Genomic DNA, 26240 nt, shown 5'->3' on the forward strand with positions numbered 1-26240 from the left:
TGGACGTGATGGCACGAATTCCAAAGCTGACAACGACGCTTGCCTACGATCGCTACATGGCGGGCCAGAAACTGGTCTCGAGCGTGGAACGCCCGTGGCGGCACCTGGTGCTGCGCTCCTATCTCGAACCCGCCGAGCAGGAACTGCTGGAAGCGCCGGGCTTGCAGGACCTCACGCTGATGACGCTTGCGAGCGGCGCCGAGCACCTCGAGCGCAACCTGAACGGGCGCTGGGAGAGCGCCGATCTGCGGGTGGGCGACGTGTGGTTCGTGCCGCCCGCGCCGATCTCGTGGCGCTGGCGTTCGATCAGCGATGAGCCGCTGTCGACCGTTCACCTGCATATCGAGCGCAGCCTGATCGACCGCGTCGCCGATCAGATGGAGCTTGGCGGCTCCCGTGAGCTGTCGCTCGGCGACGCGATGCAGTTTCGTGATCCGCTGGTCGCCGCGATGCTTGCTGCATTGCATCGCGCCGCCGCCGATCCGGCCGACTCGCGTTTGTATGTCGATGCGCTGGTTCACGCGCTCGCCGCGCATCTGTTGCAGCATTATTCGCGCGGCCGCTCCGCGCGCGCCGGAGCCCAGGCTGGTTTGCCGGCGAACCCGGAGCGCCTCGTGCCGCGCCGGGTTCGCCGTGTCACCGACTACATCCGCGCCAATCTGGCCGGGGATCTGGCGATCAGCGAACTGGCCGCGCAGGCGGGGTTAAGCAGCTTTCATTTTGCGCGCGTGTTTCGCCGCGAGACCGGTGAGACGCCGCATCAGTTCGTCTCGCGTCTGCGACTCGAGGAAGCCGCGCGGCTGCTGCGTGCCACCGACCAGACCGTGCTGCAGATTGCGATTGCGGTTGGTTTCGAGAATGCCAGTCATTTCTCCGTGCAGTTCAAGCGTGACTACGGCGTGACGCCGCTCGCTTACCGGCTGCGCGGCTGAAGTACGGATTGCGCGGCAGGAAGTGGCCGGCTGGTCAGCAGGCAGTGGCGTGACGGCGGCATACGGTTCATGCCAGCCGGACGAGGGTTCACGGAGCCTGGCCGCTTGCGCCGCCAGCGGTGCTGCAAACGTGCTGTCACACGGCCATTCGCGGCCACTCACGGCCACTCGCGGCCACTCACGGCGGACCGCCTTGGGTCGCCGCGCGGGACAATGCGACGAGCAGCCTCGGGAATCACGCACCTTGCGCAGTGTGCTGCGCATTGCGCGGCTTGCAAACTACGAAGTTTCGTGGCGACCGGGCGGTTCGACCTGGCACGGCCATGCCGTCACGGCGTGGCGGGCACGATCCGCTCAAGAAGCCGGCACTGGTCCAACTGGCCTGACCAGAAAAATGGCAACTGTCTCTGTCGAAGCCTTGCACCGGACGACAGAATGGTGCGCCCGCGGCCCGGCCTGCGCCGCGCGTCCGACCGACCGATCCATTCACCCGTCATACTGGAAACCTGGCGATGACCCGACTCCGAATCACCTCCTGCGGCCATGTCTTTACCGCCGAAACCCATCCGGATGCGCCGCATACCGTGGCCGCCTTCCTGAAGCTGCTGCCGTACCGCCAGAAGATCATTCACGTGCGCTGGAGCGGCGAAGGCTGCTGGGTGCCGCTAGGCGACTTCAAGCTCGAGAACGACGGCGTCGCGGTCGGCTTCGAGAATCACACGAGCCATCCGTCGGTTGGCGACATTCTGTTTTATCCCGGCGGCTACAGCGAAACCGAGATCATTCTCGCGTATGGTTCGTGCTGCTTCGCGAGCAAGCTGGGGCAGCTCGCGGGCAACCATTTCCTGACCATTGTCGAAGGCAAGGAAAAGCTGCGCGAGCTCGGCACCAAGGTGTTGTGGGAAGGCGCACAGGACGTGCTGTTCGAAAAGATCTGAGGCGTCGGCACGGTACCCGCAAGGCATCCTGCTTTCGTGCACCAGTGCGGACGCGTCCTAACCCTGGTTAATTTTTGCTCCGTAAATCGCGCATACTGGAGGCGTCCGGGCGGCTTGCGAAGCGCTCCCCTGTGCCTCCTGTGCGCGGTTCGCAGTCCATGCGGTCGCCTCGGGTACGCCCTAAGGAAGTCCCCTTGGCGATGGCGCGGAACCCTTATTTTCGCCGCCATGCGGCGCCAGGTCTCCCACATGACGGACTCGCACGTACTGCCGCTAACCGCTTTTGCCGCACAGTTGCGTCTGCAACAAGTCGATCTGACTGAACGGTGGATGAAGGCCGTCTTTCACGACGCCGAATTGACCGAATCCGACCGGCTGACCTACGAGCAACTGGCCGATCACATCCCGAACATTCTCGACGAAATCTGCAGCGTGCTGGAGAACCAGGATCTCGACCACGCTGAAGGCGCGATCGAGCGCGACGCGCGCCAGCACGGCAAATTGCGCTGGAAGCAGGGCTACCGGATCGACGAGCTGGTACGCGAGCTCGATCTGTTCCGGCAGATGCTGACCGGCGCGATCGTCGAATTCAGCGAGGCCCAGCCGTATTTCACGCGGCGTCATGAGGAGCGGGCGCGCCATTTCATCGACGAAGCCGTCAGTTTTGTCACGTTGACTTCGATCCGCGAGGTCGTCAGCGAACGTGACCGCAAGATCGACGACTACACCGGGCGGCTCGAGCGCGCCAATCACGAGCTGACACTCAAACAGCAACTGGTCGGCGATCTGTACGAATCACGCATGCAAATCACGCGCAGCGTCGTCCACGATCTGCGCAACTTTCTCAATGTGTTTTCGATGGCGCTGCAACTGATCAGCCGCGCGCCGTCCCGCATCGAGACCGCGCTCGCGCTCGCGAACCGTCAGGCCGCCGATATGAAAACGCTGGTGGACGAACTGGTCGAATACTCGGTCGTGCTCGGCGACAACAGTCCGCTCGTGGTGGAAAGCTTCGCGCTGCGCGAGCTGTTCGACGAACTGGTGATCTCGTGCGAACCGGCGATCGAAGGGAAAGGGCTGCGCCTTCACGCGGCCTTCGACGGCGCCCTGCAAACGGTCGTGTCCAATCGTCTTAAGCTCAAGCAGGTCGCGCTCAATCTGTTGACCAACGCGACCAAATATACGAGAGCCGGCCTGATCGAATTGAGCATGACCGCCGCGCAGGACGATCGCTGGCGCCTGCGTGTGTCGGATACGGGCGTGGGCATCGACGCATCGGATCGGGAACGCGTGTTCAAGGAATTCGAGCGTGCTGCGGCCGATGACATTCCCGGCGCCGGTTTGGGCCTCGCGATCGTCAAGGAATTGTGCCGGATGCTGGATGGCGAGATTCGTTTCGACTCGCAGGAAGGCAAAGGGACGGTCTTCGAAATCAGCTTTCCCATGCGCTTGCAGCCGGCCGGCGACTGACACATCTATCTTGATACGGCGTGGGTCTGCTGTATCAGGTCTTGCCTCTTCAAATGTGGTTCTCCTGTATGACTTCCGTTTAGTCGCCGGGGATAGACTCATTGCGGTCGGTGTTTCGCCCGCGTGAGCGAGATCCGGCCGCGATTCCCATTTATCTCGTGTGCTGTTTTCGGACAAATTAGAACAACGTCTTAGAAAAGACTAAAAACAGTCAGCACTATTTAAGACGTTTGGCAGTTTTCGTCTTAAATCGGCTATGTCGTTTTTCTAATATAAGCTAAAAAATAGCTCTACAAGGTATATTTGTGTTCCGCGGCTTTGCGGCGTGGCGAAGCGCGATGTCATCTTAGGTTTCTATTGGTTCTTGCTGAATAGTTAGGATCACATAATAAATAACTGGTATTTGAGTTCTCTATAAGAAGAGTAGGGAGGAATGTTGAACAAGTCTTATAAGACCGTTTGGAACACCACGACCCGCACATACGCAGCCGCGTCCGAGGTCGCGAAAAGCCGTGGTGCAAAGGGGGTTTCCGCATGTGGGTCGCTCGTAGCCGCGAGTGCGGGGCTGTTGAGCGCCCTGGCGTTTTCGCAGCCGGCAGCGGCCGGAGAATGCGCGTCGCAGGAGCAGGACTGCCTCAGCATCGCACAGGCGCCGGTAGCCGGCCTCGCGCTGCCGGCTACCACGGGCGATGCGATGAAGCCCGCGGACGTGGCAGCCGCAATCAATAACGCAAGCGTATTTACCGGCAATCCGGCCGTCGACACGACGCCGCCATCCATTGTCGGTTCGAACCGGAGCGACTTGCTAGGCGCGGGCGTGACGACGCCGGTGACCGACTACATCGCCGTGAGTCCAAACGTCGTTCAGGGCACGCGCACCAGTGCGTCGTCCGACCTGAACGCAATGGCGATCGGTCCAACCGCCGCCGCCACCGGCTTCAACGCATTGGCCGTCGGCTCGGCCTCGATTGCCGGTTCCGACGCCTCGACCGCGGTCGGGTCGGCGGCGGGTGTCGCTTCGGTGAATTCGACCGCCGTCGGTGCGGCGGCCATCGTGGGCGCCCTTTCCAATAACTCGGTGGCGGTGGGCTACAACTCCCGGGCCGGCGCAATGAATACGATTGCGCTCGGCTCCTTCGCGAGTGCGGTGTCGAGCGGGTCCGTGGCCATTGGCTACAACGCATTCATCAACCCGTCGGCAACGGGGTCGCTCGTCATCGGCTCGAACGCGTCGGCGAGCGGCAAAGGCTCGGTCGCGCTCGGCGCCGATTCGATCGCCGACCGCGTCAATGTCGTATCCGTGGGCAGTCTCGCGCAAGGCCGTCAGATCGCCTATGTCGCAGCCGGCACGCGGCCCACCGACGCGGCCAACGTCGGCCAGCTGTCAGGCGTGGCCGAAGCGCTCGGCGGCGGCGCGCTGATCGATCCGAACGGCGCGGTGGTCGCGCCGGCCTACACCATCGGTGGAGCGACCTACCACGACGTGGGCGCGGCACTCGCGGCGGTGGTGGCGGGGGGCGCCGCCGGCAGCGCCGACGCGCTGCGTTACGACACCCCGGCGCATGACGTCGCGACGCTCGGCAACAAGGTCACGCCCGTCAAGCTCACCAACGTCGCGGCCGGCAACCTGAGTGCCGCCAGTTCGGACGCCGTGACCGGCGCGCAGCTCTACGGCACCAATCAGGCGGTCGCGCAGAACACCACGGATATCACCAACATTTCCAGCAACATCAACAACATCAGTAACGGAAAGGCGGGCCTGCTTCAGCAAGACGCGCTCACGCGCGATCTGACGGTGGCGAAGGGCACGGACGGCAAGCACGTCGACTTCACCGGCTTGACCGGATCGCGCGAGTTGGTCGGCGTGGCGGCGGGCACGGCTGCGGGCTCGGCGGTGAATCTGGCGCAGCTCAGTCCGGTCGTGACAGCGCTCGGCGGCGGCGCGACGGTCAACGCGAACGGTTCGGTAGCAGGTCCGACGTATCACGTGCAAGCCGGCACGCAGACCACGGTCGGCAGCGCGCTCAGTTCGCTCGATACCGGGCTGTCGTCGTTGCAATCGCAGATTAGCGGCGGCACGGTCGGCCTCGTCACGCAGAACGCCGCTTCTCACGACATTCTGATCGGCGGAGCCACGACCGGCACGCGTATCAACGTGACGGGCACGGGGGGAAATCGCGTGATCGCCGGCGTGGCGGCTGGCGCGATCGGCGCGGCCAGCAGCGAAGCCGTCACCGGCGCGCAACTCTATGCGAACGCCGCCAGCGCGGCGGCGCTGGGCGGCGGCTCGAGCGTCAATCCGGATGGATCGCTCAAAAGGCCGGCGTACAGCGTCGGCGGAAGCACATATAGCGACGTGGGGTCCGCGCTCGCGGCCGCCGTCACGACCAGCGTCCGGGCAGGCGCCGATTCGGTTCAGTACGATTCCACGTCGCACGACATCATCACGTTGGGCAATGGCGCCGCACCGGTTCGGCTCACCAACGTGCGCGCCGCGAATCTCGAGGCCGGCAGCTCGGACGCCGTCAACGGCGCGCAACTGTTCGCCACCAATCAGGCCGTCGCGCAGAACACCGGCAGCATCACGAATCTCGATCAGCGTGTCACGGATAACACGACCAACATCAGCCGTCTGGACCAGCGCGTCACCGACAACACGACCAACATCAGCCATCTCGACCAGCGCACCACCACGATCGAAGGCGACGTGAGCAACATCACGAATCAGATTACGAACGGCGAGATCGGGCTCGTGCAGCAGGATCAGGCTTCGCGTAATCTCACCGTGGCGAAAGGCACGGACGGCGCCCGCGTCGATTTCACCGGCACCGGCGGCGCCCGCGAGCTGACCGGGATCGCCGCGGGCACCACGAACGCATCCGCGGTGAATCTCGGGCAGTTCAGACCGATGGTGGCCGCGTTGGGCGGGGGCGCGCAGATCAATGCCGACGGTTCGCTGACCGGCCCCAGCTACCACGTTCAAGGCGGCACGCAGACCACGGTCGGCGACGCGCTCGGCTCGCTCGACAATGGCCTTACCACGTTGCAGCAGAACATGGAGAGCGGCGGCATCGGCATGGTCACGCAGGATCCGGCGACGCGCGTCATCAAGGTCGGTGCCACGACGGACGGCAATCTGATCAACATGGCCGGCACGGCCGGCAATCGGGTCGTGACCGGCGTGGCGCGAGGCACGGTCAGTTCGGCGAGCAACGACGCGGTCAACGGCTCGCAACTGTATGCGCAGGCGGCGGGCACGGCGGTGGCGCTGGGCGGCGGCGCGAGCGTCAACGCGGACGGTTCGGTGAGCGCGCCGTCCTACCGCGTGGGCGGCACGGTGGTGAACAACGTCGGCAGTGCGATCACCAACCTGGATGGCCGCGTCACGCAGAACAGCAGCGATATCGCCGGCTTGCAAACCACCATCGGCAATCTCAACGGGGCGGTCGCGAATGCGGTGCAGTACGACGGTTCGGCGCACGACAGGATCACGCTCGGCGGCACGGCGGCCAATGCGCCGAAGGTGCGATTGACCAACCTGAAGGACGCCAATCTGTCGGCCACCAGCACCGACGCGGTGACCGGGGCGCAACTGTGGAATACCAATCAGGATGTGAGCACGCTGAACCAGTTGGTTCAGACAGTCCGGAACAATCAGACCACTGGCACGCCGTACGTCTCCGTGAACAGTTCGGGCAATGCGGCGCAGGCGATCGGCAATGGCTCCGTGGCGATCGGCGGCGGCGCCACGGCGTCCGCGCCGAATTCGGTGGCGATCGGCGAGGGTTCGGTGGCGGATGTGACGAACACGGTTTCCGTGGGGTCGTCCGGCAGCGAGCGCCGCATCACCAACGTCGCGCCGGGCCAGGCACCCACGGATGCGGTGAACATGCAGCAGTTCCAGGGCGGCTTGAGCGACATGGCGCGCAATGCGTACTCCGGAACCGCGTCGGCGTTGGCGTTGACCTCGATCCCTGAAGTCGACGCCAGCAAGAACCTCGCAATCGGCGTCGGGACGGCTGGGTACAAGGGCTATCAGGCGGTGGCGGTGGGACTGTCGGCGCGAGTCACGCAGAGTTTGAAAGTCAAGCTCGGCGCGGGCATCAGTTCGGCCACCACGGCGGTCACGGCCGGTGCGGCGTATCAGTGGTAGCGGGAAGGGGAAGGTCGGCGCGTGTGAGATGCGCCGGCAGACAGGCGGCGAGTCACGCTCGCTGCGGGCGCCCCGCGGTGTGAACGCGGGGTGCCGAACGGCAGTTACCGGAACAGCTTCATTGCCTGCGAGAGCGTGTTGACCACGCCCCACGCCAGCGGCAGCATCACATACAGCCAGAAGACGGCGAGCTTGACCTTGCTCGTTTGATTCGCTGTTTGTACGGTCGACATGGAAATCTCCTTAGGCGCCTTTGGCGAGTTGAGCGTCGGTCATGTGGTGCTTGTCGTCCACACGCTTGATCAGCAGGTTGCAGACGAAGCCGACTACCAGCAGCACGGCCATGATATGAACCGTCATCGTGTAGGCGTCCGCCTTGGCGACGCCATGCTCGACTTCATAGGCGCGAATGTAGTTGACCAGCACCGGACCGGCGACACCCGCCGCGGCCCACGCCGTCAGCAACCGGCCGTGAATGCCGCCGACGAACGCCGTGCCGAACATGTCGGCGAGATACGCCGGCACGGTGGCGAAGCCGCCGCCGTACATCGTCAGGATCACGCAGTAGGCGAGCACGAACAGGGCGATCTGACCGGATGCCGCGAAACCCGGCACGAGGTAGTACAACACCGCGCCGAGCGCGAAGAAGATGAAGTAGGTGTTCTTGCGGCCGATCCAGTCCGATGCCGACGCCCATACGAAACGGCCGCCCATGTTGAAAAGCGACAGGAGACCCACGAAACCGGCTGCGGCCGCAGCCGTCACCGTGTTTTTGAAGCTCTCCTGAATCATCACCGAGGCCTGGCCGAGAATGCCGATACCCGCCGTCACGTTCAGGAACAGCACGAGCCAGATCAGATAGAACTGCGGCGTCTTCAGTGCCTGGTCGATATGCACATGGTTACGCGAGATCATCTTGTTTTGACTCGTCGCGGCCGGCGTCCAGCCGGCCGGCTTCCAGTCCGCCGGCGGCACGCGGATCGCGAGTGCGCCGATCGTCATCGAGATGAAGTACGCAATGCCGAGCACCACGAAGGTTTCGGCCACGCCGATGCTAGTGGCGCTGCGGAAGTGGTTCATCAATGCCACCGACAACGGCGCGGCGATCATCGCGCCGCCGCCGAAGCCCATGATCGCCATGCCGGTCGCCATGCCGCGGCGGTCCGGGAACCAGCGGATCAGCGTGGACACCGGCGACACGTAACCGAGGCCCAGCCCGATGCCTCCGATCACGCCATAACCAAGATAGAGCAGGACGATCTGATGCAGATACACGCCGAGCGCGGAGACCAGGAAGCCGCCGCCGAAGCAGCACGCGGCTGTAAACATCGTGCGGCGTGGACCGACGCGTTCGAGCCACTTGCCGGCAAAGGCCGCCGACAAACCGAGGAACACGATCGCCAGCGAAAAGATCCAGCCGAGCGAAGTCAGCGACCAGTCATCCGCGCTGGATTGCGTGATGCCAATGACTTTGGTCAGCGGGCCGTTGAACACGGAAAAGGCGTACGCCTGGCCGATACAGAGATGGACGGCGAGGGCCGCGGGCGGGACCATCCAGCGCGAAAACCCGGGCTTCGCAACGGTGGCCTGTTTGGAAAAGAAGGGGGCGGAGCCTGAATTGCCGCTCGGCTCGGTGATGCTGCTCATGGTCGGTCTCCGGGTGACGAATTAGTTGTTATCGGCGCTTCATACACAATGCTTTAGGCGTCTCGGCGCAAAATCCGGGATTTCGGCTACGTCAATATATGTATTCGAACTGCATATGAGATTCGGAAATCCGGGACTAAGGCCGCATCGTCGAACGATAGGGGGCGATCATGGGCTTTGCAATATGAGATGCAAAGACATAAGGTGTTTGCCTGGTGAAACACGACCGTAATCTGTCGAATCGCGGCACTGCGGCGCAAACGGCCGGAACAAGCTACCGAATACCCGAAACGAAACGGGCCGGCGGTGGCATCTTTCGCCACGCCGGCCCGCTTGGGCACTGTTCACTCATTCAGGCGAGATTGCGCCCGGTTTTCATTTTGGCCGCCACGAGCACCGAGATCAGACAGCCGATGGCCAGATAAGCGGCCACCGGGTGCCACGAGCCGCCGGCGAAATTGACCAGCGCGACCGCGATGAACGGCGTGAAGCCGCCGCCCACCACGCTCGCCACCTGATAGCCTACGCCCGCGCCGCTGTACCGATACGCGGTGCCGAATAGCTCGGTGAACATGGGCTGCTGCACGCTCACCACCATGTCGTGCGCGATGTTGGCGAGCATGACGGCGAACACCACGATCCATAACGTCGAGCGCGCTTCGAGCGCGAGAAAGAACGGCACCGCGCTCACCATGCCGACCAGCGCGCCGGCGATATATACGCGGCGGCGGCCGAAACGGTCCGCCAGCGCCGCGAAGCACGGGATCGTCACGCAGCTCAGCGCGCCGACCAACAGACCGATGGTCAGGAAGAACTCGCGCGGCATGTGCAGATTGGCGGTCGAGTAGTTCAGTGCGAAGGCGGTGACGATGTACATCGTGAACAACTCGGCAAGCCGCAACGCGATGATCAGCAGGAACGCCTTCGGATGCCGCAGCAAGGCCTCGACGATCGGCAGACGCACGCTGCGTTCGCCGCGCTTGCCGACCTTCTCGACGAACTCCTTCGACTCTTCCATGCTCGAGCGGATCCACAGCGCGATCAGCACCAGCACCACGCTGAACAGGAAGGGCAGGCGCCAGCCCCAGCTCAGGAACGAGGCGTTGTCCATCGAACGGCTGATCAGCGCGACCAGTCCGGTCGAGAGGACGAGGCCCACGCCGTAGCCCACCTGCACGCCGCTGCTATAGAACGCTTTCTTCTTCTCCGGTGCGCTTTCGACCGCCATCAACGCCGCGCCGCCCCATTCGCCGCCGACCGCGAAGCCCTGGATGGCGCGCAATGTCACGAGGAGCACTGGCGCTAGCCAGCCGATCGCGGCGAACGACGGCAGCAGGCCGATCGCGGCGGTGGAGAGGCCCATCATCATGACCGTGAGCACCAGCATGCGCTTGCGACCGAGCCGGTCGCCGAAGTGCCCGAACACGAAACCGCCGAGCGGACGGAACAGAAACCCGACGCCGAAGGTGGCGAACGCGGCGAGCGTGCCCATCGCCGGGCTGACCTTGGGGAAGAACTCGGCGTTGAAAACGAGCGCGGCGACGATGCCGTACAGCAGAAAGTCGTACCAGTCGACTACGGCGCCGACGAAGCTGCCGAGTGCCGCTTTGCGGGCCTGACTGCGCGCGTGGCGGCTGTCGGCCATGGCGGCCGTCGGGATGGTGGTGCTCATCAGTGTCTCCTTGAACTCGCTGGCTGCTGGTGTCGCTTGCAGGGAAGGGCGCGTGGCCGCTCGCGATCGGTTGCAGAATGTCCCGAAGATTAATGACGCAGGCCTGATTCCACAATCCGCATTCGATCGATATTGCGCGATCATCGGACGCACGTGAGCGCATAGCGCGCGTTTTGCGTGTTTACACGGGGTGCGGCGCGTTCCGGTGCGGCGGCTAACCCGCTTCGAGCAGCCCGTGCTACCTTGAAGGCTCAATCTCGAAAACAACAGTTGCTGATATACTACATACCGAATATTGATTTTTGCGGCATTGCAGCATATGATTGAGTCATTCGTTCACTCAATCATTCGGAGTTACAAATGGAAGTTGTTCCTCTCTTGCTGCTGGCCGTCGCTTTCGTGGGTTTGGGCTCTGCCGCCACGGTGCTGTTGACCCGCTGGATTCCGCATCCGGTTGCGCAACTTGCAGCGCAACATGGCCGCTTCGTGGGGTTGGGCGAGCAACGCGGCGCAGCATGGCCGGCACCGTACCGTGTGCATGTTCAACAAGAGGCGATGAATGTCGTCAGAACTTCAAACTGAAGCAGTGGCTACACCTTTGACGTTGTCATTGCAGCCGATCGGCGCGAGCGCGAGCTTGCGCGATCAGGCCTATGCCATGCTCCGCCAGGCCATCGCCGACGCGGACATCTATCAGAGCCGCGAGGAAATCCGGCTCGACGAGCGCGTGCTGAGCGAATCGCTCGGCGTTAGCCGCACGCCGGTGCGCGAGGCGATGACGCTGCTCGAGCAGGAAGGCTTTCTGCGCATGGTGCCGCGGCGCGGCATTTATATCGTGCGCAAGAGCAAGCGCGAAATCGTCGAAATGATCCAGATGTGGGCCGCGCTAGAAAGCATGGCGGCGCGTTTAGCTACGCTGCACGCCACGGACGAGGAAATTGCCCGGCTGCGCCACATGTTCGACAACTTCCGCGACGCCACGCCGGCCGAGCACATCGCTGAGTATTCGGACGCCAACATCGCGTTTCACCAGGCGATCGTCGAGTTGTCCAAGTCGCAGATCATTCTCGACACGATCAAGAACATCTTCATCCACGTCCGGGCGATCCGCCGTATGACCATTTCGCAGAGCGACCGGGCTTCGCGCTCGATCGTCGATCATCTACGCATTATCGAGGCGCTGGAGCAGCGGGATACCGAACTCGCCGAGCGACTTACGCGTCAGCATTCGCTGGATCTCGCCGCGTTTGTCGAGGCGAATTGCGATTTTCTGGACTAACAGCGGCTTCGCAGTGGTCTGAGTGGCGAACTGGATAGGAAGGGCCCGCGGTGGACACACCGCGGGCCTTTTTGTTTCCAGCGAGCCGGGCTGGCGCGTGCCAGGCGAGGTGCGGGATAAACCTCGCTTGACGGTCTTAGAAATATGGTATGTGATATATCAAACGTGCCAAGCGGAGCCAAGACCTCAGTGTTTTCCCTCGACCCGCCTTCACCGGTTCGCTGTTTCTCGTCGTAACACTCAAGCTGAGTAAGCCTAAGGAGGCGAAATCTCATCCAAGCGGCATCTGGAATTCAAGCTTGATCGAAACTGATATATCACATACCGTATGTGTCGAAGCCGACCAGGAGACGACTATGTCCGCAGTTGTTTCGCCCCTGACTTCAGCGATGGGCAGCACACAGACCGAAGAGGTGCTCGAGCGGAAGACGCGCATCAACGGCGCGGGCTCGCTCGGCACGACCGCGTTCGATATGGGAACCGCCGATTTCGACCCGCGCGAGCATGCGCCGGGGACTCCAAACCCAACCATGTGCAAATAAGACGCGCCCTTCAGGAGACAGGACATGAGCAAAGCACTCGACGGCGTGCGCATTCTCGACTTCACGCATGTGCAATCCGGACCCACCTGCACGCAGCTGCTCGCGTGGTTCGGGGCGGATGTGGTCAAAGTGGAGCGGGCAGGCGCGGGCGACATCACGCGTGAGCAATTGCGCGATATTCCCGATGTGGACAGCCTCTACTTCACGATGCTCAACCACAACAAGCGGTCGGTCACGATCGATACGAAGAACCCCGAAGGCAAGCAGGTGCTCGAAGCGCTGATCCAGAAATGCGATGTGCTGGTGGAAAACTTCGCGCCGGGCGCGCTGGATCGCATGGGCTTCACCTGGGAGCGGATTCAGGAGTTGAATCCGCGCATGATCGTCGCTTCGGTGAAGGGCTTCGGCCCGGGGCCCTACGAGGATTGCAAGGTCTACGAGAATGTCGCGCAATGCGCGGGCGGCGCGGCCTCGACCACTGGTTTCGACGACGGCCCGCCGGTCGTGACGGGCGCGCAGATCGGCGACAGCGGCACCGGCTTGCATCTGGCGCTCGGCATTGTCACGGCGCTCTATCAGCGCACGCACACCGGACGCGGCCAGCGCGTGCTCGCCGCGATGCAGGACGGCGTGCTCAATCTGTGCCGCGTGAAGTTGCGCGACCAGCAGCGGCTCGAACGCACCGGCGTCATGAAAGAGTATCCGCAATATCCGAACGGAGAGTTCGGCGAAGCGGTGCCGCGCGCGGGCAACGCATCGGGCGGCGGTCAGCCGGGCTGGATCCTGAAGTGCAAAGGCTGGGAGACGGACCCCAATGCGTATATCTACTTCATCACGCAGGCGCCGGTATGGGCGAAGATCTGCAATGTGATCGGCAAGGAAGAGTGGGCGACGGATCCCGATTACGCGACGCCCGCCGCGCGTCTGCCGCACCTGAAGGACATCTTCGCCGAGATCGAGCGCTGGACCATGACGAAGACCAAGTTCGAGGCCATGCAGATTCTCAACAAATACGACATTCCGTGCGGCCCGATTCTGTCGATGAAGGAAATCGCCGAAGAACCGTCGCTGCGCAAAACCGGCACGATTGTCGAAGTGGATCATCCGACTCGGGGCAAATACCTGACGGTTGGCAATCCTATCAAACTGTCGGACAGTCCGACCGAGGTCACGCGTTCACCGCTGCTCGGCGAACATACCGACGAAGTCATGGCCGAACTCGGCTATTCGCCCGAACAGATCAGCGCGCTGCGCACTGCCGGCGCGATCTAGGGCCAGGCGCACAAGGAGCGACGTATGGATACGTGGATGCGGTTCATGTCGGGCGACGGCGGCGTCGTGTTCGGCCGTGTGGAGGGGGGCTATCTGCACGAATATGAAAGTCTCGATCAGGCGGTGCCGACCGGCGCCGTGCTGTCGACGCGCGCACTAACCCCGCTCGCGCCATGCGCGCCGGGCAAGATTGTCGCGCTGTGGAATAACTATCACGCGCTGGCCGCGAAGCTCGACAAGCCCGTGCCGTCTCACCCGCTCTTTCTGCTCAAGCCGGCGGGGTCGGTGATCGGCGCGGGTGAACCGATCCGGCGGCCGCTCAGCTACACCGGCAAGATCGTTTATGAGGGCGAGCTTGGCATCGTGATCGGGCGCCGCTGCCGCGACGCGAGTGTCGAAGAAGCCGCCGCAGCGATCTTCGGCTATACGCTCGTGAACGACGTCACGGCTGCGGATCTGCTGAACGAGAATCCGCACTTTCCGCAATGGTGCCGCGCGAAGGGCTTCGACACGTTTTGTTGTATCGGGCCGGCGATCGTCTCCGGTTTCGACTGGCAGCGCGCGCGGCTTGTCACGACGCTCGACGGCGTGGAGCGGCAGGACTATCCGCTCGCCGACATGGTTTTCTCGCCCGCCGAGCAGGTCAGTCTCATCTCGCAGGATCTCACGCTCGAACCGGGCGATGTGATTGCGTGCGGCACGTCGGTCGGTGTCGGTTCGATCAAGGATGGCGCGACGGTGTCGATCACGGTCGATGGGATCGGCACCCTGAGCAATACGTTGAGCGCCGCGCGAGCGGGCACCGCGGCCGGCGCCGAGCCTGTCGTGGCAGGCGCCATCTGAACGGTTCACTGACTTCGCGTTGCATGGGGCGCGTGCCCCATGCATGCCGACACGGAGGAGCTCGTATGCCGCTAGCGTATGACAGTGCCGTCTGGGGTTCGCTGGCTGTTGTGGTTGCTTTCGCGTTGGCCGTTGCGCTTGCCGCGCTCGGGCAGGTGGTCGGGCAACTGCAGCTCGAACGGCGCTCGAGGCGCCGCCCTGACTGGCACGCCGGCGTTTTGGCGGCCGCGCTTGCGGGGCTTCTCGCAGCCGGCGTGGGCGCGGGCAACGGCGTGGCCGGCGCTGCTGTGGCGGGCGCGGGGCTCGGCGCCTGGCTGACGCGCCGACGCAACCTGACGCGGCGGCCGCGCCTCGTCGCGCTGATGGGCAGCGGCATGGGGCTCGCCGTCATGTCGGGCGGTTTTGCGCGTTATCTATCGTCGGCGGTGCAGGCGAACGTCGAGCGCGTTGAACTTTGTATCGCCGTGTTCATAGGCGCGTTGATCTTCGCCACATCGGCGATTGCGTTCTGCAAACTGCGCGGTGCGCTGGAACGCGCCGCGGTGGTGCGACCCGGTCACGACATCGTCAATCTGCTTGCGCTGCTGCTGTGTGGTTGGCTCGGCTACGGCTTCGTCACCGAACAGGCCCAGCCGTTCGGACTCGCCGCGCTACTCGCGATGAGTGCGGTGGCGTGCGCGATGGGTGTTCATCTGATGATCAGCCGCGAGTATTCCGATGCCCGCGCCGATGCCCGCGCCAATGCCCGCGAGTACGGCCACGATTCAGGCGCGCTAGCGTTTGCGGCGCGTTGCCATAGCCATGGTCCGACGACCGACAGACGCGGGCTGCTGGCACGAATCGAATGGCGCGGCGGCGAGGAGCAGGCCTGGACGCTGCGCGACGCCACGCGAGGCGATGTGCGCACGGCCGCCTACCCACGCTGTCGAAGCGAGCGACACAGCGTGAACGGAGAAGGGCGACAACGCATGTGCGCTCACCATCGATCCACCCGCGCCACGACACGGCGTGTCTCATGAATGCACGCGCAGATAGAACGGCAGGCACGGCGCAAAGCGGCTTCGCGACGCAGCCGATGTTCTCAGCCGCCGGTCGACGCGAACTCGCTGAAGTACTGGCACTTCTTGTGCAAAATCAGTTGAGCGAGAAAGTCCGCGTCGTAGGCCCGATGAAGGTGGCCGTGGAACCGCTCGATGTAGGCGGTGATCCGGGCTGCTTCGCTGTTGAATTCCTTGAGCACGTCGAGCGTGGCGCGGTCCCAGCGAAAGCGCAGGCCGAGGTCGCTGAAAGCGGCGTTGTATGCGCTCAGGTGGGCGTCGTCGGGATGGATCGCGGCAGCACGCGCCGCGTGCGCGCTCGTATGAGATTGAACCGAAGCGTGATTCATGATCGGCCTCCTGGGCAGACGAGTGATGGAACCCGCTTGCAGCATAGAAGTCCTGATGAATATGCAATAGTTAAATTTTCATTGGTTCTCCATAGCCTACTGCTTATACACGCTCAATTCCTTGACGCGCGTGATCTTCTCGATGAGATTCGCGCCTTCTTCCATGAGAAAACGTTTGAAGGCGACCGCAACCGGTGGCAGGCGCTTGTTCTTGCGGTGTACCACGTACCAGTTGAGCATGACCGGAAAGCTCTCGACATCGAGCACGACAAGATGGCCGACCTGCAGTTCGAGGCTGATCGTATGCGCCGACAGAAACGCGATACCCATGCCCGCGATCACGGCCTGCTTGATCGTCTCGGTGCTCTTGATCTCCATTGCGATCTTCAGGTTGGAAAGGCGCCCGGCGAAACCCTCTTCCATCGAATTCCACGTGTCCGAGCCGCGTTCCCGCACGATAAAAGCTTCATTGGCCAACTGGCCGATCTTGATGTTGCGCTTATGAGCGAGCGGATGCGTGGGCGCCGCCACGATCACATACGGGTGCGGCGCGAACGGTTCGTTGGTCGCGTCGGTTTCGTGGGGCGGGCGCACCATCACCGCGAGATCGGTCTGATTGGTCGCGAGCTGATGCAGCAGTTCCTCGCGGTTGTGCACGGCGAGATTGAGCACGACGCCCGAGTAGCGGCGCGTGAATTCGGCCAGCAGTCGCGGAAAGAAGTAGTCGCCCGCACTGATCACCGCGACATTCAGCTTGCCGCCCGAGACACCCTTGAGCTGACTCATCGCCTCGTCCACTTCGTGGAACTGCTGGATGATCGCGCGACTGTAGTGAAGCATTTCGGTGCCGGCCGGCGTCAGATAGATTTTTTTACCGAGTTGTTCGAACAGCGGCAGCCCGGCGTGTTCTTCGAGTTGCCGGACCTGAGTGGAGACGGCCGGCTGGGTGAGATGCAGTTCCTCGGCGGCGCGCGAGAAGCTCAGGTGGCGCGCCACCGTTTCGAAAACCTTCAGTTGCCGCAGAGTCGCATTTCGCATCGTCATGACCGATGTATAAGCAAATGTGAATCAACATAATAACAAACTTTAATTATTAGTAATTCAGCAATGACCCTAGCATGACTCTTATAAGAAAGCGGAATTGCCGCCGCAGAAGTGGCCGAAGTACTCGGGTTAACGCTGGGATTTCAGGCCCCGTGGAGCGGGCGACCGGAGCCTGGTCGCAATACGCGGCGTTAATTGATCGGAATAAAGCACTTTCGAAAATGCGATGATTTAAGCCGGTTGATTTTTAAAGCAGCGGATTAAAGACGTAAATATCAGATATTCCCGAGGGCGCGGCTTTTCGGGTCATAACCATAAGGTGGGATGTATACAGCGCGGCGTGTCCCCAAGCGGGACTTCCTTCGGGACGTTGGCCGGCTGCACTAAATAAATAGTGGAGACAAGGCTCATGGACGAAATCACTCAGCAGATCAAAGCCCCCGTGTTTTGGGCGAACCGTTGGTGGCAACTCGTCATCGGCATGGTGTGCATGGCATTGGTCGCCAATCTTCAATACGCGTGGACCTTGTTCGTCACGCCGATGAACGCGCGACATCACTGGGGCGAAGCGTCGATTCAGCTTGCGTTCGCGATCTTCATTCTGACTGAGACGTGGCTCGTGCCGCTCGAAGGCTGGCTCGTCGACCGATTCGGGCCTCGGCCCGTGGTCGCGGGCGGCGCCGTGTGCGCGGGCATTGCGTGGGTGATGAATTCATATGTGACGACCTTGCCGATGCTGTACGTGTCCGCGGTCATCGCCGGGATCGGTGCGGGCGGCGTGTACGGCACATGCGTGGGCAATGCGTTGAAATGGTTTCCGGACCGGCGCGGTCTCGCGGCGGGTCTCACGGCGGCGGGCTTCGGCGCGGGCGCCGCGGTGACGGTGATTCCGATCGCCAACATGATTACGCGGTCGGGCTATGAGCACACGTTCTTCTTCTTCGGCATTCTGCAAGGCGGATGCATTCTGGCGCTCGCACTGTTGCTGAAAAAGCCGAATTTGCGCCAGCAAGCCGCTCCGAAGAAGAAGTTCGCCGTCTCGAAGGTGGACTTCACGCCGGGTCAGATGATCAAGGCGCCGGTGTTCTGGGTGATCTACGTGTCGTTCGTGGCGGTGGCCGCGGGCGGCTTGATGGCGACCGCGCAGATCGGTCCGATCGCGAAAGACTGGGGCCTCGCACGCATTCCGATGACGATCTTCGGCATGACCTTGCCGCTGCTGACCGCCACGCTTTCCATCGACAATGTCTGCAACGGCTTTACGCGTCCGCTGTGCGGCTTCATCTCCGACAAGCTCGGCCGCGAAAATACGATGTTCGTGATCTTCATCGGCGAAGGGTTGGCATTGCTCGGCTTGATGCAATACGGCACCAACCCGTATGCGTTCATGACGTTCGCGGCGTTGATCTTCCTCTTCTGGGGCGAGATCTTTTCGATCTTCCCGGCGATCTGCGCCGATACCTTCGGCAGCAAGTACGCGGCGGCCAATGCGGGCACCTTGTACACCGCGAAGGGCACGGCCTCGCTGCTGGTGCCGATTGCCTCGGTTCTATCGGCGACGGGCGGCTGGAACCTCGTCTTTATCGTCTCCGCCACGGTGACGATCGCCGCGGGCATCGCGGCCAAATTCATACTGGCCCCGATGCGCGCGCGCTGGATCGAAACGCACAACGAGCCTCAGGGTGTGCTGGCGGTGGCCGGCGCCGGCCAGGCCTCGCGGCTGAGTCACTGGCCTGAGCAGACAGGGGAATAGGGTGAGCGCCCCGCTCCCGGCAGTCATGTCATGAATGTTTCGTTGCAGCAACTCAAGGTGTTTGTCGCCGTTGCGCGTGAGCGAAGCTTCACGCGCGCGGCGCGTGAGTTCGAGTTGACACAATCGGCGGTGAGCCGTTGCGTGCGCGAACTCGAAGAAGCCGTCGAACTGAAACTGTTCGACCGTACCACTCGCCAGGTTGAATTGACTCATGCGGGTGCAAGTCTCGAACGAAGGATTGGCCGGCTGCTCGATGAAATCGAACTGACGCTGCGAGAAGAGCGGGCCGCTTACGACGGCCACACTGGCGTCGTGGTGCTGGCAAGCAATCCGGTGTTGTCGTCGAGCTGGGTGGCGCAGGGTCTCGCACGCTGCGCGGCGGCTTTTCCCGAACTGAACGTCTCTGTCAGGGATCAACCCCAGAGTGGTGTGCTCGCGAGCGTCGAGCAAGGCGAGGTGGATTTCGGCGTGGTTTCGCTGGCCGAGCCGCTCGCCGGCGATCTGTTGCATGCGCAAGTGGTTTTCACGACGCCGCTCCACGCGGTGATGCCGGCTGCGCATCCGCTGGCACGCCATGCCACCGTCGCATGGAGCGCATTGCACGAATGGGCCCTCGTTACCCTGAATGCCGACGCCGGCGTGCGCGCGGCGCTCGAACTCGCCTTCAATACGAACGGCGTGAAGCGCAGGCCGGTGCAGGAATTCGGGCATGTCGCGGCGGTGTTGCGCATGGTCGAACTGGGGCTTGGCGTCGGCATCTTGCCCATTGACGCGCATTGGCCCGCGATTGGTCCGTCACTCGTCAGCCGTCCGCTCGGGCCCGGCATGAATCTGACGACGCTGCTCGTGCATCGCCGCAACCGTTCCCTCCGACCCAACGCCGCAGCGGCGTGGGCGCAATTCTCCGCGCCCGCCTGCGTGACTTCACCTGCCGACGACGTGTCGCCGTTCGCTTCGCCCGTGCGAACGGCATCGACCGATGCGCGCGGCGACGCCGTACTCCAGGAGCCCCGGCCACGCCCCTTATCCCCAACCGATTCGCAAGCATTCAGCCCATGCGATTTCTCCGCCAGCATCTCAAGCAAGGAGCTTCATGATGGAAACTGAAACCGACCTCAGGCGCCATGATCTGCTGATCGACGGCAAGCGTTTGCCGCCCGGCACCGGCGAATATTCCGTCGATATCAACCCCGCCACCGAAGAGCCGATCGCGCTGGTCGCGCAAGGCAGCGCCGCCGACGTGGATGCGGCCGTAAGCGCGGCACGCGCCGCATTGAAAGTATGGAACGCGATACGGACCGCTGAGCGCGGCCGCATTCTGATGCGTCTGGCCGCCCTGATGCGGGCGAACCTGGAGGAACTCGCCGCACTCGAAAGTCTCGACGCCGGCAAGCCGATCGCCGCGGTGATGCGCCAGGACATCCCGGCCGCGATCGATACGCTCGAATACTACGCAGGCTGGTGCGACAAGATCAACGGCCAGGTCGTGCCCGTGCGCCCCGATGCATTGACGTACACGCTGCGCGAACCGGTCGGTGTGGTCGCCGCGATCGTGCCGTGGAACTTCCCGCTGATGATCGGCATGTGGAAGATCGCGCCGGCGCTCGCGTGCGGTTGTACGTTGATCGTCAAGCCCGCGGAGATCACCCCGCTCAGCGCATTGCGTATCGGCGAACTCGCACTTGAAGCGGGCGTGCCGCCGGGCGTGCTGAACATCGTCACCGGCAAGGGACGCGTGGTCGGCGATGCGCTGGTCGCGCATCCCGGCGTCGACAAGGTGACCTTCACGGGCTCGCCCTCCGTGGGGCGCGGCATTCTGCAAGGTGCGGCCGGCAATTTCAAACGCGTCACGCTGGAGCTCGGCGGTAAATCCGCCAACCTGATTTTCCCGGATGCCAATCTCGACAACGCGGTGCGCGCCGCGGCGGCCGGGATCTTCTTCAACACCGGCCAGGTGTGTTCGGCGGGCTCGCGCATTCTCGCTCATCGCGATGTGTACGACGAAGTGGTCGAGCGCCTGGCCGCTCGCGCGAAGTCGATCAAGGTCGGCGATCCATCGTCGCGCGAAACGTCGATGGGACCGCTCATCTCGGCCGCGCAAATGAAGACGGTGCTGGGCTATGTCGAAACAGGGCGCGCCGAAGGGGCGTCGCTCGTGACAGGTGGCGCGCGGGTGGGCGAGCGCGGCTTCTTTGTCGAGCCGACCGTCTTTGCCGACGTCGAGCATGAAATGCGCATTTCGCAGGAAGAGATCTTCGGGCCGGTGGCGAGCGTGCTTCGCTTTAACGATGAAGCCGACGCGATACGGATTGCCAACGGCACGTTGTATAGCCTCGCCGCGGGCGTGTGGAGCGCGGATATCGGTCGCGTGCACCGGGTGGCGCGGGATCTGAGGGCGGGGACCGTGTGGATCAACACCTACGGCTATACCGATGTGCGTTTGCCTTGGGGAGGGTCCGGCGACTCGGGTTTCGGCCGCGAACACGGCGACGTTGCGATTGAAAACTTCACCGAGCCCAAGGCGGTGTGGCTCGCGATCGACCAGTAGGGCTAAATGAAAAGAGGATAGGACGCGCGTGGCGTTCGATCCTCTTTTGTCTGCCGCCTCTTTTGCCTGCTGCCGTGCCGCTGCGAGGTCTCTCGATTCCCCTTTCCTGCTCTCAATCCCCCTGCAACGCCATCCGTTCACGCAGTTTGATGAGCGCGAGGACGACGTCGACAGTCGGCGTGGGTTCGCCGACGAGGCGGCCCATTTCCTGCACGACCGTCAGGAGCGGATCGATCTCCATCGGACGACGATTCTCCAGGTCGACGAGGGTCGAGGTCTTATGCGCGCCGACCGCACCCGCGCCGTCAATGCGCTTTTCCACATCGACGCGAAAGTGCACGCCGAATTGATCTGCAATGCGCTTGGCCTCGAGCATCATCGTGCGCGATACGGCGCGCGTGCCGGGGTCGCTGGTGAGCACGTCGAGCGTGGCATGCGTCAGGGCGCTGATCGGGTTGAAGCACAGATTGCCCCATAGCTTGAGCCAGATTTCGTCGCGGATATTGTCGCGGATCGGTGCTTCGAAACCCGCCGCCTGCATGATTTCGTGCAGTTGCTGAATGCGTGGCGTGCGTTCGCCGCTCGGCTCGCCGATCGGGAATTTCTTGCCGTACACATGCTTGATGACACCGGGTTCGACGATTTCGGCGGCGGGATAGAGCACGCAGCCGATCGCCCGTTCAGGCCCGAGCTTCGTCCATTGACCGCCGTCGGGGTCGACACTCGCGAGCCGCGTGCCGGCGAATCTGCCGCCGTGCTGATAGAAGTACCAGTAAGGAATGCCGTTGACGCCCGTGACGATCGCCGTGTGTTTGCCGAGCAGCGGCTGCATGGTGTCGACCACGCCGGGCAGCGAATGCGCTTTCAGCGTGACGATCACGAAGTCCTGCACGCCGAGTTCGCGAGGGTCGGACGTGCAGCGTACCGGCGCGCTGAACGTCTCGCCGTCCATGATCAAGCGCGCGCCGTGTTCCCGCATGGCCGCGAGATGCGCGCCGCGCGCGACGAAACTCACATCCGCGCCGGCGCGTGCCAACTGCACACCCATCAAGCCGCCGATCGCTCCCGCTCCGAAGACACAGATCTTCATGATGCCGCTCCTCTGACGATGAATAGTCGTTTGCCCGGTGCCGTCTCTCGCCGTGCACGGTTTGCGGGTCACTGCTTGAGCATAAGGGGAGGCGATGATTGCAGATAGTTAAAGTTTCTTGGTGGGTGCATTAGGGATAGGTTATGGACCAAGGGTAACCGCGATGTTTTTGGAGCATTCGGAGCCAGTCTGAAACTCGGATTCGCAAGCTGACGAATGCGGCGCAGGATTGGGAAATTTCCCATCTTTCGGCGATCGTGGTGCAGGCAGAATGCGATCTCTTCGAAAGGTGATGCATTCGGTTGGCATTGCAAACGGACTGTATTGAGAGTGATGCCATGGAACCGAGGACAGTTTTGGACTATTCCGTCATGTTCGCGTATGTAGCACCGGTGAACTGCCTGCGCGGCGTCGAAGCCGGTGTTCCGCTTCGCCACCCCGTGGCGCGGTAGGGCGGCACAATGCGAACGGCAATTCGTCAACCCACTGGCCGCAATTTTGCAGATGTGGACAGCATGCTGGCTCGCCTGCTCGACGTGATGCTGATCGCGTTGGGAGCGGCGCTGGCTTCGCTCGCGCTCGTGCCTCGTGCAGGCCTATCGATTTTCGAGGGTGCTTTCGTCGCATTCGACATGGCGTTCGCCATTCTGCTGTTGCCGTGGTTCGGCGTGTATGACTCGTGGCGTGGCCGGTCGAAATGGCGTCTGAGTTTGAATATCGTCTTCGGCTGGATCGCGGTGCAGCTTTGCGGTCTTGCCATGTTGTTCCTGCTTCACCGTACTGCGTCGGTGTCGCGGCTCTGGTGCGTGAGTTGGACCGCGATCACGGCGGCGGGGCTGGTCGTCTCACGTCTGCTCATACATGCGGTCCTCGGTCGCATGAGGCGCGCGGGCGGCAACCTGCGCATGGTGGCGGTGGTGGGCGCGGGTGCGCATCGCGACCGTGTGATTGCCAACATCGACCGGTCGCCGGATGCGGGCTTCCGGATGGCCGCCACGTTCAACCCGCGGCAGCAGCGTGAGTCAGATTTTCCCGGCTTGCCGGCGTTCGGCCATCTGCGCGAATTCGCCGACTGGGTGCGCCGCGAACAGATCGAAGAGGTGTGGCTTGCGCTGCCCATGTCCGAAGAGGACACCGTGCTGCGGATTCTCGACGAATTCAGCGGCGACCTCGTCAATGTGCGCTTCATTCCCGACGTACGCAGTCTCGCGATGTTCGATCGGAACGTCGTCGATCTGGTCGGCGCGCCCGCCATCAATCTGATGGCCTCGCCGATGACACCGTACGCGTTGGTTCAGAAAGCGGTTTTCGACCGGCTGTTCGCGATCGCGGCGTTGCTGGCGTTGGCGCCGGTGATGGCGTCGATTGCAGTGGCCATCAAGGCGACGTCGAAAGGGCCGGTGTTGTTTACCCAGCGGCGCAAAGGGGCGGACGGGCGTGTGTTCCGCATCTACAAGTTTCGGTCGATGCGTGACCACGAGCAGCGGCCCGGCGTGGTGCGTCAGGCCACGCGTGACGATCCGCGAGTGACTCGTGTGGGGGCGTTCCTGCGCCGCACGAGCCTGGATGAACTGCCGCAGTTCTTGAATGTGCTGCGTGGAGAAATGTCAGTCGTGGGCCCGCGGCCTCACGCGATCGAGCACGACGACCAGTACCGCGGCATCGTCGACGGTTATATCCATCGGTACCGGGTCAAGCCGGGCATCACGGGATGGGCGCAGGTGAACGGCTTACGAGGGGAGACGGATCGGGTTGAAAAGATGCAGGCGCGAGTGGAACACGATCTGTACTACTTGCGTAACTGGTCGTTTGGGTTGGATATGCGGATTGTGATTGCGACGGTGGTGAGGGGGGCGCGGCATCGGAATGCGTATTGAAGTGCGACTTCACGCGCTCTGTGCAATCAGACTGATCATGAAGTACAGCTGATTTAAAAGACGGCGCATGTCCCAGTGGAATATGAATCAAATCTGCCCCATGGCGGGCAGCGAGAACGTGGCTTCGCCGCGTTCTCTTGAATAGGTTGAACAAGATGTTAGCGGTATTTTCAACCCGGCCGGCGTTCAGGCTTGGGGTTTTGATGGCGGCGGTAACCGTGTTGACCAGCGCATGCGCGGTGGCGCCGGGTATGCGAATGGAGACGTCTCGCGTGCAGGACCTGCCGGGTGCGTCCGGTGCATCGAGTGTTGCGGACGAGCATGGCGAAAGCGTGGCAAGCGAAAAGGCCGATGCAACGGCCGGCACGCCGGATATCGCCATCACGGAGGTCGACGCGGCGTTGATCTCGCAACTGGCTCGAAGCAGGAAACAGCAACAGCTCGAACTGTCGCAATTACTCTCTGAAGCGCCACAGGCTTATACGATTGGGCCCGGCGACGTGCTGCAGATCGTCGTCTGGGATCATCCGGAATTTGCGGCCGCACTCGGGTCTACGCAGACCCAGTCGTCGTCGCGTCCGGGCGATCCGCTTGCTGGATTCGTCGTCGATCAGAACGGGACCCTGACATTTCCGTATGCAGGCACGCTGCACGTAGCCGGCCTGCGCACCGAAGAGATTCGGCAACGGTTGAGCGACGCGCTCGCCAGGTACTTCGTCAAACCGCAAGTGACGGTGCGGATGGCGTCCTATCGGGCGCACCAGGTTTATGTGGATGGGGAAGTGCGCAGCCCCGGAGCGTTGGCCTTCAACGATGTGCCCATGACGCTCTACGAAGCAGTCGGCCGCGCGGGCGGCTTCAGTGACGCAGCCGACCAGAGCGACCTCGTTCTGGTGCGTGGCGAGCAGACTCATCGCGTGAACCTGACGCAAATGCTTGCTCAGGGATTAAGTCCGTCGCGCCTCTATCTGAAACCCGGCGATCTGCTGCGCGTCGTGTCGCGCGACGAAAACGACGCGTATGTGATGGGCGAAGTGAACAGACCGGTCTCCGCGATTGCGCGCCGAACAGGGCGTATGACGCTCGCCGACGCGCTTTCGCAGGCCGGCAGCGTGAATGCGTCGACCGCCGACGCGGCCCAGATGTTCGTGATACGCGGCTCGCTCACGGGCACGCCGCAGGTGTTTCACCTCGACGGCCATTCGCCGGTCGCTATGCTGCTCGCCAAGGATTTCGAGTTGCAGCCGAAGGACGTGGTGTATGTGGACGGAAGCGGTCTCGTTCGCTTCAATCGTGTGCTGAGTCTGTTGATGCCGTTGATCAGCACGGGGTTGACCGCGGGGGTGATCGCAAAATGACCCGGGTTCTGATGGTGTGTGAGGGGAATGTTTGCCGCAGTCCGGTGGCGCGGGCAATTCTCGAGCGGGCATTGCCGTCCGTTGTCGTGAGTTCCGCCGGCACGCGCGCGCTCGTTGGACGGCATGCGGATCCGCTGGCGGTCGAGGTTGCGCGTGAGCACGGCGTGGATATTAGTGGGCATGTGGCGGAGGCGTTGAACGACGAACACGTGCGCGCAGCGGATGTGGTGCTAACCATGACGAACACACAGCGAGCGCTGATTCTCGATCGCTTTCCGTCCGCAAGGGGGAAGGTTTTTCGGCTGGGCGAGCACGAGCAGCTTGATATTGTGGATCCGTATCAACGGCATCGTGTCATTTTTGAACTCGCCTTCGCGCAAATCGAGCACAGCGTTTTGAAATGGTGCGAAGACATTGCCAGGCTGATGCACTGAA

At 62.8% G+C, this 26240-nt stretch carries 22 protein-coding genes; 16 read left to right on the forward strand and 6 right to left on the reverse strand.

Annotated elements, in window-relative coordinates; all coding sequences use genetic code 11:
- Positions 1–8: 8 nt before the first annotated feature.
- From CJU94_RS32220 to CJU94_RS32235, 4 genes are all read left to right on the forward strand, one after another.
- Complete coding sequence (locus CJU94_RS32220; protein ID WP_095422894.1) at positions 9–932, forward strand: AraC family transcriptional regulator; 924 nt, start codon at positions 9–11, stop codon at positions 930–932.
- A gap of 512 nt (positions 933–1444) precedes the next feature.
- Positions 1445–1870, forward strand: a complete 426-nt coding sequence (locus CJU94_RS32225; protein WP_095422571.1) for a DUF3830 family protein — start codon at positions 1445–1447, stop codon at positions 1868–1870.
- A gap of 249 nt (positions 1871–2119) precedes the next feature.
- Positions 2120–3340, forward strand: a complete 1221-nt coding sequence (locus tag CJU94_RS32230) for a sensor histidine kinase (RefSeq protein ID WP_095422572.1) — start codon at positions 2120–2122, stop codon at positions 3338–3340.
- Between the two features lie 433 nt (positions 3341–3773).
- On the forward strand, positions 3774–7493 hold the full coding sequence (locus CJU94_RS32235) for a YadA-like family protein (RefSeq protein ID WP_095422573.1): 3720 nt from the start codon (positions 3774–3776) through the stop codon (positions 7491–7493).
- Between the two features lie 104 nt (positions 7494–7597).
- Here CJU94_RS32235 and CJU94_RS32240 read toward each other — a convergent pair whose 3' ends face one another.
- From CJU94_RS32240 to shiA, 3 genes are all read right to left on the reverse strand, one after another.
- A complete protein-coding gene (locus CJU94_RS32240; RefSeq protein WP_095422574.1) occupies positions 7598–7726 on the reverse strand; it encodes an MFS transporter small subunit in 129 nt (42 codons plus the stop codon).
- Positions 7727–7736: 10 nt separating this feature from the next.
- On the reverse strand, positions 7737–9140 hold the full coding sequence (locus tag CJU94_RS32245) for an L-lactate MFS transporter (RefSeq protein WP_095422575.1): 1404 nt from the start codon (positions 9138–9140) through the stop codon (positions 7737–7739).
- 352 nt (positions 9141–9492) lie between these two features.
- Entirely contained in the window at positions 9493–10812 is a 1320-nt protein-coding gene (shiA, locus tag CJU94_RS32250; protein WP_095422576.1) for a shikimate transporter, read from the reverse strand.
- Between the two features lie 360 nt (positions 10813–11172).
- Between shiA and CJU94_RS32255 the strand changes: the two genes are divergently transcribed.
- The 6 genes from CJU94_RS32255 (at position 11173) to CJU94_RS32275 (ending at position 15767) form a co-directional block, all read left to right on the forward strand.
- The gene (locus CJU94_RS32255; RefSeq protein WP_095422577.1) at positions 11173–11394 is read left to right on the forward strand and encodes a hypothetical protein; all 222 of its coding nucleotides are present in this window, start codon (positions 11173–11175) and stop codon (positions 11392–11394) included.
- Positions 11372–12091 (forward strand): GntR family transcriptional regulator, encoded by a 720-nt coding sequence (locus tag CJU94_RS32260; RefSeq protein ID WP_095422578.1) that lies wholly within the window; start codon positions 11372–11374, stop codon positions 12089–12091. The genes CJU94_RS32255 and CJU94_RS32260 overlap by 23 nt, the downstream gene beginning before the upstream one ends.
- A gap of 356 nt (positions 12092–12447) precedes the next feature.
- Entirely contained in the window at positions 12448–12633 is a 186-nt protein-coding gene (locus tag CJU94_RS41040) for a hypothetical protein (RefSeq protein ID WP_157763831.1), read from the forward strand.
- 24 nt (positions 12634–12657) lie between these two features.
- Positions 12658–13905 carry a formyl-CoA transferase gene (frc, locus tag CJU94_RS32265; RefSeq protein ID WP_095422579.1) on the forward strand — a complete coding sequence of 416 codons (1248 nt, stop codon included), beginning with the start codon at positions 12658–12660 and terminating at the stop codon, positions 13903–13905.
- A 24-nt stretch (positions 13906–13929) separates the two neighbouring features.
- Positions 13930–14748, forward strand: coding sequence for a fumarylacetoacetate hydrolase family protein (locus CJU94_RS32270; protein WP_095422580.1), 819 nt, complete (start codon positions 13930–13932; stop codon positions 14746–14748).
- 65 nt (positions 14749–14813) lie between these two features.
- Complete coding sequence (locus tag CJU94_RS32275; RefSeq protein ID WP_095422581.1) at positions 14814–15767, forward strand: NAD(P)(+) transhydrogenase (Re/Si-specific) subunit beta; 954 nt, start codon at positions 14814–14816, stop codon at positions 15765–15767.
- A gap of 62 nt (positions 15768–15829) precedes the next feature.
- Here CJU94_RS32275 and CJU94_RS32280 read toward each other — a convergent pair whose 3' ends face one another.
- Both CJU94_RS32280 and CJU94_RS32285 read right to left on the reverse strand, forming a co-directional pair.
- Positions 15830–16135 carry a hypothetical protein gene (locus CJU94_RS32280; RefSeq protein WP_095422582.1) on the reverse strand — a complete coding sequence of 102 codons (306 nt, stop codon included), beginning with the start codon at positions 16133–16135 and terminating at the stop codon, positions 15830–15832.
- A 96-nt stretch (positions 16136–16231) separates the two neighbouring features.
- A complete protein-coding gene (locus CJU94_RS32285; RefSeq protein WP_095422583.1) occupies positions 16232–17179 on the reverse strand; it encodes a LysR family transcriptional regulator in 948 nt (315 codons plus the stop codon).
- 409 nt (positions 17180–17588) lie between these two features.
- On the opposite strand from CJU94_RS32285, the gene oxlT reads away from it, so the two are divergent.
- Genes oxlT through CJU94_RS32300 form a run of 3 tightly spaced genes read left to right on the forward strand, consistent with a single transcriptional unit; the run spans position 17589 to position 21480 of the window.
- On the forward strand, positions 17589–18932 hold the full coding sequence (gene oxlT, locus CJU94_RS32290) for an oxalate/formate MFS antiporter (protein ID WP_095422584.1): 1344 nt from the start codon (positions 17589–17591) through the stop codon (positions 18930–18932).
- A 30-nt stretch (positions 18933–18962) separates the two neighbouring features.
- On the forward strand, positions 18963–20039 hold the full coding sequence (locus CJU94_RS32295; protein WP_244221032.1) for a LysR family transcriptional regulator: 1077 nt from the start codon (positions 18963–18965) through the stop codon (positions 20037–20039).
- Complete coding sequence (locus CJU94_RS32300; protein ID WP_095422585.1) at positions 20029–21480, forward strand: aldehyde dehydrogenase family protein; 1452 nt, start codon at positions 20029–20031, stop codon at positions 21478–21480. The genes CJU94_RS32295 and CJU94_RS32300 overlap by 11 nt, the downstream gene beginning before the upstream one ends.
- Positions 21481–21592: 112 nt before the next feature.
- Here the strand turns inward: CJU94_RS32300 and CJU94_RS32305 are convergent, their stop codons facing one another.
- Positions 21593–22570, reverse strand: a complete 978-nt coding sequence (locus CJU94_RS32305) for a 2-dehydropantoate 2-reductase (RefSeq protein ID WP_095422586.1) — start codon at positions 22568–22570, stop codon at positions 21593–21595.
- Positions 22571–23031: 461 nt separating this feature from the next.
- Between CJU94_RS32305 and CJU94_RS32310 the strand changes: the two genes are divergently transcribed.
- The 3 genes from CJU94_RS32310 (at position 23032) to CJU94_RS32320 (ending at position 26239) form a co-directional block, all read left to right on the forward strand.
- The gene (locus tag CJU94_RS32310) at positions 23032–24447 is read left to right on the forward strand and encodes an undecaprenyl-phosphate glucose phosphotransferase (RefSeq protein ID WP_095422587.1); all 1416 of its coding nucleotides are present in this window, start codon (positions 23032–23034) and stop codon (positions 24445–24447) included.
- A gap of 155 nt (positions 24448–24602) precedes the next feature.
- A complete protein-coding gene (locus tag CJU94_RS32315; RefSeq protein WP_482811957.1) occupies positions 24603–25805 on the forward strand; it encodes a polysaccharide biosynthesis/export family protein in 1203 nt (400 codons plus the stop codon).
- Positions 25802–26239 carry a low molecular weight protein-tyrosine-phosphatase gene (locus tag CJU94_RS32320; RefSeq protein ID WP_095422589.1) on the forward strand — a complete coding sequence of 146 codons (438 nt, stop codon included), beginning with the start codon at positions 25802–25804 and terminating at the stop codon, positions 26237–26239. Before CJU94_RS32315 ends, CJU94_RS32320 begins: the two co-directional genes overlap by 4 nt.
- Position 26240 lies beyond the last annotated feature (1 nt).

Source organism: Paraburkholderia aromaticivorans, from assembly GCF_002278075.1.
Classification (GTDB): domain Bacteria; phylum Pseudomonadota; class Gammaproteobacteria; order Burkholderiales; family Burkholderiaceae; genus Paraburkholderia; species Paraburkholderia aromaticivorans.

What these genes read in the sequence shown, in the direction of transcription:
- CJU94_RS32220 (WP_095422894.1), top strand. Translation starts at nt 9, where the DNA reads ATGGCACGAATTCCAAAGCTGACAACGACGCTTGCCTACGATCGCTAC.
- CJU94_RS32225 (WP_095422571.1), top strand. Translation starts at nt 1,445, where the DNA reads ATGACCCGACTCCGAATCACCTCCTGCGGCCATGTCTTTACCGCCGAA.
- CJU94_RS32230 (WP_095422572.1), top strand. Translation starts at nt 2,120, where the DNA reads ATGACGGACTCGCACGTACTGCCGCTAACCGCTTTTGCCGCACAGTTG.
- CJU94_RS32235 (WP_095422573.1), top strand. Translation starts at nt 3,774, where the DNA reads ATGTTGAACAAGTCTTATAAGACCGTTTGGAACACCACGACCCGCACA.
- CJU94_RS32240 (WP_095422574.1), bottom strand. Translation starts at nt 7,726, where the DNA reads ATGTCGACCGTACAAACAGCGAATCAAACGAGCAAGGTCAAGCTCGCC.
- CJU94_RS32245 (WP_095422575.1), bottom strand. Translation starts at nt 9,140, where the DNA reads ATGAGCAGCATCACCGAGCCGAGCGGCAATTCAGGCTCCGCCCCCTTC.
- shiA (WP_095422576.1), bottom strand. Translation starts at nt 10,812, where the DNA reads ATGAGCACCACCATCCCGACGGCCGCCATGGCCGACAGCCGCCACGCG.
- CJU94_RS32255 (WP_095422577.1), top strand. Translation starts at nt 11,173, where the DNA reads ATGGAAGTTGTTCCTCTCTTGCTGCTGGCCGTCGCTTTCGTGGGTTTG.
- CJU94_RS32260 (WP_095422578.1), top strand. Translation starts at nt 11,372, where the DNA reads ATGTCGTCAGAACTTCAAACTGAAGCAGTGGCTACACCTTTGACGTTG.
- CJU94_RS41040 (WP_157763831.1), top strand. Translation starts at nt 12,448, where the DNA reads ATGTCCGCAGTTGTTTCGCCCCTGACTTCAGCGATGGGCAGCACACAG.
- frc (WP_095422579.1), top strand. Translation starts at nt 12,658, where the DNA reads ATGAGCAAAGCACTCGACGGCGTGCGCATTCTCGACTTCACGCATGTG.
- CJU94_RS32270 (WP_095422580.1), top strand. Translation starts at nt 13,930, where the DNA reads ATGGATACGTGGATGCGGTTCATGTCGGGCGACGGCGGCGTCGTGTTC.
- CJU94_RS32275 (WP_095422581.1), top strand. Translation starts at nt 14,814, where the DNA reads ATGCCGCTAGCGTATGACAGTGCCGTCTGGGGTTCGCTGGCTGTTGTG.
- CJU94_RS32280 (WP_095422582.1), bottom strand. Translation starts at nt 16,135, where the DNA reads ATGAATCACGCTTCGGTTCAATCTCATACGAGCGCGCACGCGGCGCGT.
- CJU94_RS32285 (WP_095422583.1), bottom strand. Translation starts at nt 17,179, where the DNA reads ATGACGATGCGAAATGCGACTCTGCGGCAACTGAAGGTTTTCGAAACG.
- oxlT (WP_095422584.1), top strand. Translation starts at nt 17,589, where the DNA reads ATGGACGAAATCACTCAGCAGATCAAAGCCCCCGTGTTTTGGGCGAAC.
- CJU94_RS32295 (WP_244221032.1), top strand. Translation starts at nt 18,963, where the DNA reads ATGAATGTTTCGTTGCAGCAACTCAAGGTGTTTGTCGCCGTTGCGCGT.
- CJU94_RS32300 (WP_095422585.1), top strand. Translation starts at nt 20,029, where the DNA reads ATGGAAACTGAAACCGACCTCAGGCGCCATGATCTGCTGATCGACGGC.
- CJU94_RS32305 (WP_095422586.1), bottom strand. Translation starts at nt 22,570, where the DNA reads ATGAAGATCTGTGTCTTCGGAGCGGGAGCGATCGGCGGCTTGATGGGT.
- CJU94_RS32310 (WP_095422587.1), top strand. Translation starts at nt 23,032, where the DNA reads ATGCGAACGGCAATTCGTCAACCCACTGGCCGCAATTTTGCAGATGTG.
- CJU94_RS32315 (WP_482811957.1), top strand. Translation starts at nt 24,603, where the DNA reads ATGTTAGCGGTATTTTCAACCCGGCCGGCGTTCAGGCTTGGGGTTTTG.
- CJU94_RS32320 (WP_095422589.1), top strand. Translation starts at nt 25,802, where the DNA reads ATGACCCGGGTTCTGATGGTGTGTGAGGGGAATGTTTGCCGCAGTCCG.